The following is a 9,950-nucleotide window of genomic DNA, read 5'->3' as shown; positions in this document are numbered from 1 at the left end:
AGACCACGCCGATGATGACCGCGGTCCGCGTGTACAGCAGCTCGAGCGGGCCGTCGAGCACGCCGATGCCCTGCAGCAGCGACGACAGCCAGCCCTCGGGCGCGAGGCTCACCTGCCACCCGATCGTGCGCACCAGGAAGTTGGTCCAGAACGGCACGAGCACCAGGGCGATGAGGATGCCGCGACGCTGGGGCTTGACCTTGAAGGCCATCCAGTAGGCCACCGGCGCACCGATCACGAAGCACAGCACGGTGCCGATGACACCCACCCAGAGGGTGTTCTGGAACGTGGCGAAGAAGGTGGGCGAGACGGCCTCGGCGTACCGGTCGAACGAGAGGATGTCGTTCGCATGGCTGCCGAAGACGCCGGGCTTGTAGCCGAAGCTGAACCACACCACCATCGCGACGGGCGCCACGAAGAACAGGAGGAGCCACGCCCACGCCGGAACGGCGAGCGCGGCTCCTGCCGAACGACTACGCACCGGCGGCAGCCTTCACCTCGTTGTAGATCTCGACGCGGGTCGTCTGCGAGTCGTTGAGCTCCTGCTCGTGCATCGTCTCGAGCTGCTCGGGGGTGAAGAAGATCATGTCGGTGTGCTCGAGGCCGCTCTCGTCGGCCGCGGCCTGCATGTCCTTGCCGCCGACGTTGTAGCCGATGTAGTCGAGGTTCAGTGCGAGATTCTCGGGCGCCATCGAGTAGTTGATGAAGGCGTGAGCGGCCTCGGGGTGGGGCGCACCGGCGGCGATCGCCCAGTTGTCCATCCACAGCTCCGTCACGGGGCCCGGGAGCACCCACTGCCAGCGCTCGGGCTCGCTCGATTCCATCAGGCCCAGGCGTGCGTCGCCGTTCCACGCCTGCATCAGCACCTGCGTGCCTTGCGGGATCGCGTTCGTGCCCGGGTAGGAGTCGAAGGCCGAGATGTGCGGCGCGATCTGCTCCACGAGGAAGGCGCGGCACGCCTCGAGCTCGTCGGGGTCCTCGGTGTTCCAGTCCAGGTCGTTGGCCCAGAAGTACGAGCCGATGATGCCCGCAGGGTCGTCCGACATCGCCGTCTTGCCGCTCGCCTCGTTCTGCGCGGCGTCGAAGAAGTCGTTCCACGTCGTCAGCTCGCGGGTGATCACCGTCTTGTCGTAGACGTATCCGGTCGTTCCCCACGCCTTGCAGACCGAGTAGTCGTTGCCCGGGTCCCATGCGCGACCGAGGAAGGCGGGGTCCATGTTCGACATGTTCGGCAGAAGCTCCTTGTTGAACTTCGTCAGCAGGCCGTTCTCGATCATCTGCGGGATGAAGACGCCGGTCGGCACGACGATGTCGTAACCCGAGGTGCCCTTCGCCGCGACCAGCTTCGCGATGAGTTCCTCGTTCGAGGAGTACGAGTCGAGCGTGACCTTGGGCCCGAGCTCGTCGGTGAATCCTTCGACGACGTCCGGCGAGTCGTAGTCGCCCCACGTGTACACCGAGAGGCTCCCCTCCAGGTCTCCGCCGGTGGCCTGCGGCGCGGGGGAGCCGCTGCCGCCGGGCGTGCACGCGGCGAGGACGGCGGTGCCGCCCGCGAGTGCCGCGAAGCTCAGGAAGCGGCGCCGCGAGAGCTCGCGCACGATCGCGGGCGCGGCGGCCTCGGGGGCGAGGATGCGGAGCGGGGTACGAGGCTGGGTCATCGGGTACTCCTGGTCGGGTCGGAAGCCGGAGAGGCGGATGCCGCGGCTGGGGGCGTGCGTCGGGTCGGGCGTGCTGTTCGGGTCAGGCGGTCGGTCTGGTCAGGCGGTCGGGGGCGGGATGTACCCGCCCTGCTCCGCGGCCGCGTCGTCGGCGGCGGGGAAGAGCAGCACGTGATGCGCTCCCCACGTGCACACCACGTGGTCGCCGACGGCCAGCGTCGGGGCATCCGGCGTGGGTCGCCGCACGATCAGGCTCTGGTCGGCGCCGAGCCGCACGAGATACTGCATCGTGTCGCCGAGATGCGAGACGCCGATCAGCTCACCGCGGGTCGTGTTCGCCTCGGAGAGGCTCGCGCCGGTCGCGGTCCCCGAGCCCGCCGAGGGGTCCTTCTCGATCCGGATGAACTCGGGCCGCACGGCCGCCTCGCCGAGGTTCGTGCTGGTCAGCACGGGCGCCGCGGCGCGCACCAGCGCGTGGGGCGAGGTGATCGCCGCGCCCGCCTCGGCCGCCGGCCCTCGGAAGAAGTTCTGCTGACCGACGAATGCCGCCACGTACGCCGAGGCCGGGCGCGCGTACACGGTGTCGGCGTCGGCCAGCTGCTCGATGCGGCCGGCACGCATGATCGCGATGCGGTCGCTCATCGACAGGGCCTCGCCCTGGTCGTGGGTGACGAAGACGAACGTGATGCCGAGTCGCGACTGCAGGAGCTTGAGCTCGAGCTGCATCTCCTCCCGCAGCTGCCGGTCGAGCGCGCCGAGCGGCTCGTCGAGGAGCAGCACCGCGGGGCGGTTCACCAGCGCCCGCGCGAGCGCGATCCGCTGCTGCTGGCCGCCCGACAGCTGCGTGGACTTGCGGTCGCCGAACCGTCGCATCTGCACCATGTCGAGCGCCTGCGTGACCCGCTCGCGCACCTCGGATTTCGGAGTCCGGCGCTGCTGAAGCCCGTACGCGACGTTCTCGGCGACCGACAGGTGCGGGAACAGGGCGTACGCCTGGAAGACGGTGTTGACGTCGCGCTTGTACGGCGGCGCCGCGAGCACCGAGCGTCCGGAGATGCGGATGTCGCCGGCATCGGGATGCTCGAAGCCCGCGATCATCCGCAGCGTCGTCGTCTTGCCGCAGCCGGAGGGGCCCAGCAGCGAGATGAACTCGCCCGGCTGGATCGTCAGGGACAGGTCGTCGACGGCGAGCTGCTCGCCGTAGTACTTGGTGATCCCCGACAGGACGACGGCCCCGCGCGTGGCCTCGCTCTCGCTGGGAACCTGCTCCGCGGGGTCTGCTGCCGCGGTCGCCGTGCCTGTGGACATCGTCACCTCGTGAGGGTCCTTCTGGTCGCGGGCCGCGCAACGCTGCACGGCCGATCGGGTGTGTCGAGTATTCAATAGGGGCACGTGGTCACCCGCAATGCGGCCGCCTCCGAACCAGACGATCCGGGGTGTCCGTGTGCCCTGGCGCGACAGTTCGTCCGGACTTGTGTAACGGCCAGGAATCCGCGGTGTTTCAACGGCGCACCCCTCGAGGACGAACCGACCCTTCGCGCCCGGGCGACAATTCGTCCGTCGCGCATCGTGATGAAAGCGTGCTGGAAGCGGCGTCAGCGCTGGCAGGACGGGCACCAGAAGACGATGCGCTCGCGGGTGGGGTCGGCGCCGAGGCTTCCGCCGCGGATGAGCGTCCCGCACCGACGGCACGGCCGGCCCTCGCGGCGATAGACCCAGGTCGATCGTCCGGGGCGCTCGTCACCGGTGAAGGTGCGGCCCGACCGGTTGCGGTTGGCGCGGATCATGCGTGCGCCGAGATCCACGATCGCGGCGGCATCCGTCTCGTTCGCCGGCGTCGTCGGAAGGATGCCGCGCACGAAGAGGATCTCGTTGACGTACTCGTTGCCGAAGCCGGCGATGTTGCGCTGGTCCTGGAGCGCGACGTGCACGGCGCGGGTGTCGGCGGCGAGACGCTGAGCCGCCTCCACCGGGTCCCACGAATCGGACAGCGGGTCCGGGCCGAGGTATCCGACCAGCTCGTCCTCGTCGGCGGTGGCCACCACCTTGATGTCGGCGAGGTCGAAGCCGACCGTCTCCCACTCGGCGCCGTCCGGGGCGGTCGCGCCGATCACCGCGCGGGCACGGAATCCCGGCGCGCGCCACCGCTCGCCGTGCCGGTACACGTGCCACTCGCCTTCCATCTTGAGGTGGGTGTGCAGCGTGCACGAGCCGATGCGGTGGAGCAGATGCTTGCCGCGTGAGACCACATCGTGCACGACCTCGCCCCGCAGGTCGATCGTGGCCGCCTGCGGAACACGCAGCTCGAACCGCGTCACCGTCGCCCCCGCCAGTGCGGCGTCGAGGCGGCGGGCCGTGCGGAAGACGGTGTCGCCCTCAGGCACGCGCGCCCGCCCGGTCCTCCGGCCCCGGAGCATGTCGGGCAGCACCCGCCGTGAGGCGTCGCAGGGTGAGCCCGCGCGGGGACTCCACGAAGCCGGCATCCCGCAGGGCCCGGCCGACCGCGGTGCCGTACACGAAGGCGCCGTTGACCTGCTCGATCGTCAGGGTGTCGAGCCGTCGCGCGCGGGCGGTCGCCGCGAGGTCGCGCGTGGCGGCGGCGAGCACCGGTTCGTCGCCCGTGAACGCGAGTGCCGACTTGCCGCCGCGCTCGAGGTACAGGGCGAGCGCGCCGTCGACGAGCACGACGAGCGCACCGGCCTTGCGTCCGGGGCGATGCCCGACGCCCTCCAGCGCGGGCCACGCCAGCGCTGCACCGTACGCATTCGCCGGGTCGGTCGCGGCGAGCGTCACGCTGCGCAGCGGCGGCGGGTCGGAGAGCCCGGCGAACTCGCGAAGCCGGTCGACGGTGGCGGAGGCGGCGAACTGCGCCGCCCCGAGCTTCTCGATGACGTAGCCGCGCCGGCAGTGGCCGGCCTCTTCGAACCCCGCGAGCACGCGGTACGTCTGCGCGAATCCTCCAGGCACGCCCTCGGACTGCACTGCGCCGCGGGTGACCACGCCGTAGCGGTCGAGCAGCAGGCTCGCCGTCGCCGTCGCGCGCAGGGCGGCGTCCGGCTCGGCCGCCGGCAGCAACGACCACCGTCCGCCGATCGTGGGCGGACGGGCGGGCACGGATGCCGCGACCGACCGCACCGCCGCGCCCCGGTACAGGCGTGCCCGCGGGGTGCGCCGACTGACCCGGTGCGCCTGCGAACCGCCCGACACGAGCGCGCGCACGGGCGCGAAGGTGTCGTTCGTGATCCGTCCCGCCCAGGTGAGCCGCCACAGCGCGTCGACGACCGACTGCTCGTTCTCGGCGCCGGTCGTCTGCCGCAGCTGCGCGGCGAAGTAGGCGCCGCCGCCGTCGAGCGCGGCCAGCAGCTGGGCATCGAGCGACCCCGGCGCGATCTCGTCGGCGTCGTCGGGCACGGAGAGCGTGAGCGGCACGGCGTCGGCCGGATGCAGCGCGACCCAGCCGTCGCGCCCCGGCAGCGTGCCGTGACCCGACCAGATGACCTCGCCGGTGGCGGTCAGCTCGTCGAGCATGCCCGGCGTGTAATCGGCGACGCGAGCCGGGAGCACGAGGGACTCCCAGGCGCTCGCGGGGATCGGCACGCCCGCCAGCTGCTCGACGACCGCCGCGACGCCGTCGATGCCCTCCAGCGGCCGGGTCACGTGCTGCCACACGGGCAGGAAGCGTGCATAGGCGTGCTGCGGCACCGGCTCGACGCTGCCGCGGATCGCCGCGAGGGAGCGCATCCGCAGCCGGCGCAGCACCTCGGTGTCGCACCACTCCGCCTCGTCGCCCCGTGTTCCCGAGCCGTCCTCCGAGCCGGGCGGCGGATCGGGCAGGAAGAAGCCGCTCGTGACCCGGCCTTGCGATTCGAGCCGCTGCAGGGTGTGACGGGCGACCGCGACGCCGATGCCGAGGCGGTCGGCTGCGGCATCCGCCGTGAAAGGCCCATGGGTGCGCGCGTAGCGGGCGAGCAGGTCGCCGAGCGGATCGGCGACCGGCTCGAGGAACGCGGTGGGGATGCCGACCGGCAGAGCCACCCCGAGGGCATCGCGCAGACGCCCGGCGTCTTCGATCGCGGCGACGCGCGTCGCGCCGGCGATGGTCACCGGTATCGCGCGACGCGAGGTGATCAGCCCGTCGAGAAGAGCGGATGCCTCGCCCTCGGTCGCGTGCGCATCCGCGACGCCGTCGCCCTCCGCCTCGAGCCGCAGGGCCGCCTCGGTCGCGTCGAGCGGACCCAGAAGGCGCAGCAGGTCGGCGACGCCCTCGAGGCCGCGCGCGCGACGCTCGGGATCCAGGCGCTGCGCCTCGCGCTCGAACTGCGCGATGACGTCGGGGTCGAGGAGCTCGCGCATCTCGACCTTGCCGAGCAGCTCCGACAGCAGCGCCGGGTCGACCGACAGCGCGGCCGCCCGACGCTCCGCCAGTGGCGAATCGCCCTCGTACATGAAGGCGCCGACGTAGCCGAACAGCAGGTCGCGGGCGAACGGCGAGGGCTGCGCGGGCTCGGTCTCGATGAGGCGGATGCGGCGTTCGCCGATGCCGCGCATGAGCCGCAGGAGCGCGGGCACGTCGTAGACGTCCTGCAGCACCTCGCGCAGCGTCTCGAGGATGATCGGGAACGTCGGGTACCGGCGGGCCACCTCGAGCAGCTGGGCCGACCGCTGCCGCTGCTGCCACAGCGGCGTCCGCTTCCCGGGATTGCGCCGCGGCATGAGCAGCGCCCGCGCCGCGCACTCCCGGAACCGCGAGGCGAACAGTGCGGAGCCGCCCACCTCTTCGGTCACGATCTGGTCGAGCTCATCGGGGTCGAAGACGAAGAGGTCGGCTCCCGGCGGCTCGGCCGTGGCATCGGGAATCCTGGCGATGATGCCGTCGTCGCTGGCGACCGCGGATCCGTCGACGCCCAGCCGCTCGCGGATGCGGGCGTTCACGGCGAGCGCCCACGGTGCGTGCACCTGCATGCCGTACGGGGAATGCAGGATCACGCGCCAGTCGCCGACCTCGTCGCGCCCGCGTTCGACCGTGAGCTGCCGGTCCGTCGGCAGCGTGCCGGTGGCCTCGCGCTGTTCGGCGAGGTACGCCAGCAGGTTGTCCTGCGCGTACTCGTCGAGGCCGGCGTCGTGCAGGCGCGCCTCGGCCGTCTCGGGCTTCGCCGTCGACACCTCGCGGGAGAACTTGCCGAGGGCCTCGCCGAGCTCGGCGGGGCGCCCGATGCCGTCGCCGTGCCAGAACGGCACCTTGCCGGGCTGCCCGAACGCGGGGACCACGTTGACGCGATCGTGCGTGATCTCGACGATGCGCCAGCTGGTCGTGCCGAGGGTGAACACGTCGTTCACGCGCGACTCGTAGACCATCTCCTCGTCGAGCTCGCCGACGCGCGCGTTCTGGGACTCACCGGCGATGAAGACGCCGAACAGCCCGCGGTCGGGGATCGTGCCGCCGCTGGTCACGGCGATGTGCTGAGCGCCCGGGCGTCCGGTGATCACGCCCAGATCGCGGTCCCAGATGACGCGGGGACGCAGCTCGGCGAACTCGTCGGACGGGAATCGCCCCGCGATGAGGTCGAGCGTGGCCTCGTAAGCCGAGCGGGGGAGCGAGCGGAAGGGTGCGCTGCGCTTGAGCGTCTCGTACCAGCCCTCGACGTCGACGGGCGCGACCGCCGCTGCGGCCACCGTCTGCTGCGCCAGGATGTCGAGGGGGTTCTGCGGAATGGCGATCGCCTCGATCTGCCCGGCGAGCATCCGCTCGGTCACGATCGCGGTGTGCAGCACGTCGCCACGGTGCTTCGGGAACAGCGCGGCACGACTGACCTCGCCCACCTGGTGGCCGGCACGGCCGATGCGCTGCAGTCCGGATGCCGCACTCGGCGGCGCCTCGACCTGGATCACGAGGTCGACGGCGCCCATGTCGATGCCCAGCTCGAGGCTCGAGGTCGCGACGACGCACCGCAGGATGCCCGACTTGAGCTCCTCTTCGACCTGCGCCCGCTGCTCCTTCGACACCGACCCGTGGTGGGCCTTTGCGAGCACGGGGTCGGCGCCCGCCGTCGCGCCGGCCTGCGCCATCATCGCCGCGGGGACCGCCTGCTCGGGGAGGTCGAGCCCGAGACGCTCGGAGTAGATCTCGTTGAGGCGGCCCGTGAGCCGTTCCGCGAGCCGTCGGGAGTTGCAGAACACGATCGTCGAGCGGTGCAGCAGGATCCGATCGACGATGGCCTCTTCGACGTGCGGCCACACCGATCCGGTCATCTCGGTCTCACCGGCACCGGAGGCCCGGCGCGGATCGCTCCCCGACCCCACTCCGGTGCCTGAACCGGTCGCTGAGCCATCGGCGAACCAGTCCTCGTCGATCGCCTCGGCCGGACCGTCGGCCGAGGAACCCGCATCCGGATCCGCCCAGGCGTCGTCGTCGGATCGGTACGGGCTCGGCGGCGGTGGAGGGTTCAGCATGTCGCCGATCGGCACGACGACCTTCATGTCGAACGCCTTCGTCGCGCGCGGCGCGACGATCTCGACCGGCTCGGCGCCACCGAGGAAACGGGCGACCTCGTCGATCGGCCGCACGGTCGCCGACAGGCCGATGCGCTGCGCCGGCGCGGCGTCGGGAGCGAACGAGCGGCGGAGGGCGTCGAGCCGCTCCAGACTGACGGCCAGATGCGCGCCGCGCTTGGTCGCGGCGACGGCATGCACCTCGTCGACGATGACCGTGTGCACGTCGCGCAGGGTCTCGCCCGCCCGGCTGGTCAGCATGAGGTACAGCGACTCGGGGGTCGTGATGAGGATGTCGGGAGGGCTCTGCACGAGCTTGCGTCGGTCGCCCGCCGGAGTGTCGCCCGACCGCACGCCCACGGTGACGTCGGGCACCGTGAGGCCGAGCCGCCGCGCGGACTGGCCGATGCCCACGAGCGGCGACCGGAGGTTGCGCTCGACGTCGACGCCCAGCGCCTTCAGCGGCGAGATGTAGAGGACGCGGGTCGCGGGGGTCGCGCCGGCGTCGGTCCGCTTCTTCCGGCCGGAGGCGGATGCCGTCGCCGGAGCGGCGGCCTTGTCATGGAAGATGCGGTCGATCGCCCAGAGGAACGCCGAAAGCGTCTTGCCGGAGCCGGTCGGCGCCACCACCAGAGCGTGCCTGCCGGCCGAGATCGCCTGCCAGGCCCCCTTCTGGGCGTCGGTCGGGGCGTGGAAGGCGCCACGGAACCAGTCCTGCGTGGCAGGACCGAACCGCTCGAGGACGTCTCCCATCACTCCATCTTCGTCGCGATCGCAGACATCCGGCCAGGAAGCGCCGCAAGTCGGTCGCGTAGGATCGGTGCTCGCGTGTTCCCCCGCACGCGCTCACCGCCGAGGACATTGATGGAGTCGACGCCCTCGAGCGGGTCGGAGACCCCGGCGCCGCTCACCCACACGGCCACGCCCGCGCCCACGGGCGCCGACGCTTCCTGGGTGCGCTCGCGCCGGGTGCACACCTTCGCGCTCGGAGCGCTGGTGGGCGCTCTCGCGCTCTCGCTCGTGGTCGTGGTCACCGCGGTGTTCGCGGCGGTGCAGGGCGACCGGTCGCCCCTGCCCGCCGAGCCCGCCCCCGTGTCGGAGGTGCGCGTCACACCCCGCGCTTCGCCGCCCGCGCCGACATCCTCTCCCTCTCCCACTCCACCGGTTGCGCCCGCAGAGCCGGAGACGGATGCCGCCGACGGTGGGAAGACGGATCCGGCCATCGAACCCGCACCGGCTCCGGCGCCGACGGCGCCGGCGACGGAGGAGAGCGACTCGTCCAGCGGGCCCGGCAACAGCGGCAGCGCACCCGGCCGCACCAAGGAGCCGAAGAAGCCGTGAGGTGCGCTCTCGCTCCCTCCTGCCACGTGAGAGGTCGATGAGGATACCTTTCCGCACCCGGTTTCCACGCAGATCACTCGCATAAACTCCCCGGCGGGCGTGCGCCTCCCGAGCACGCCTCACCGCCCGAGGAGCGTGATGGATCCGAAGCCCTCGCGCGGGTCGGAGGCCTCTGCTCCGCTCACCCGCCGTGCCAGCCCCGTGTTCGTCGACCGCACCGGACACCGTGTGCGCCGCGTCCGCACGGCCGCGATCGCCGGTGTCGCCGTCGTGGGACTCTCGCTCGGCCTCGCCGTCGCCTGCATGCTGGGCGTGCCCACGGTCGTGTCGCCGCTGCTGCCGTCCCTTCCCGCGCCGGCCGCCGACGCGGGAACGTCGTCGGAGGCGGGCGGCCCTGCGCCGGTCGCCGCGCCCGAGCCGACGCCCAGTCCTCCCGTCGAGCCGGCAGAGGGATCGACGGAT

6 protein-coding genes and 1 pseudogene are annotated in these 9,950 nt (G+C 72.0%); 2 read left to right on the top strand and 5 right to left on the bottom strand.

Annotated elements, in window-relative coordinates:
• The 5 genes from VIP82_RS18440 to VIP82_RS18420 form a co-directional block, all read right to left on the bottom strand.
• Positions 1-481, bottom strand: a 481-nt coding sequence (locus tag VIP82_RS18440; protein WP_414684701.1) for an ABC transporter permease, incomplete at its 3' end; no start/stop codon positions are given.
• On the bottom strand, positions 474-1,658 hold the full coding sequence (locus VIP82_RS18435; protein ID WP_331911283.1) for an extracellular solute-binding protein: 1,185 nt from the start codon (positions 1,656-1,658) through the stop codon (positions 474-476). The genes VIP82_RS18440 and VIP82_RS18435, both read right to left, overlap by 8 nt.
• Positions 1,659-1,757: 99 nt before the next feature.
• Entirely contained in the window at positions 1,758-2,966 is a 1,209-nt protein-coding gene (locus VIP82_RS18430) for an ABC transporter ATP-binding protein (protein ID WP_331911285.1), read from the bottom strand.
• A 287-nt stretch (positions 2,967-3,253) separates the two neighbouring features.
• A complete protein-coding gene (locus VIP82_RS18425) occupies positions 3,254-4,042 on the bottom strand; it encodes a DNA-formamidopyrimidine glycosylase family protein (protein WP_331911281.1) in 789 nt (262 codons plus the stop codon).
• Positions 4,035-8,900 carry an ATP-dependent helicase gene (locus tag VIP82_RS18420; protein WP_331911279.1) on the bottom strand — a complete coding sequence of 1,622 codons (4,866 nt, stop codon included), beginning with the start codon at positions 8,898-8,900 and terminating at the stop codon, positions 4,035-4,037. Before VIP82_RS18420 ends, VIP82_RS18425 begins: the two co-directional genes overlap by 8 nt.
• Before the next feature lie 111 nt (positions 8,901-9,011).
• Between VIP82_RS18420 and VIP82_RS18415 the strand changes: the two genes are divergently transcribed.
• A complete protein-coding gene (locus tag VIP82_RS18415) occupies positions 9,012-9,488 on the top strand; it encodes a hypothetical protein (RefSeq protein WP_331911277.1) in 477 nt (158 codons plus the stop codon).
• 138 nt (positions 9,489-9,626) lie between these two features.
• A pseudogene (locus VIP82_RS18410) lies at positions 9,627-9,950 on the top strand (hypothetical protein); the annotation flags it as partial.

It is taken from the genome of Microbacterium sp., from assembly GCF_036566905.1.
Taxonomy (GTDB): Bacteria; Actinomycetota; Actinomycetes; order Actinomycetales; family Microbacteriaceae; genus Microbacterium.
This window is presented reverse-complemented; position numbering and strand designations above follow the sequence as displayed.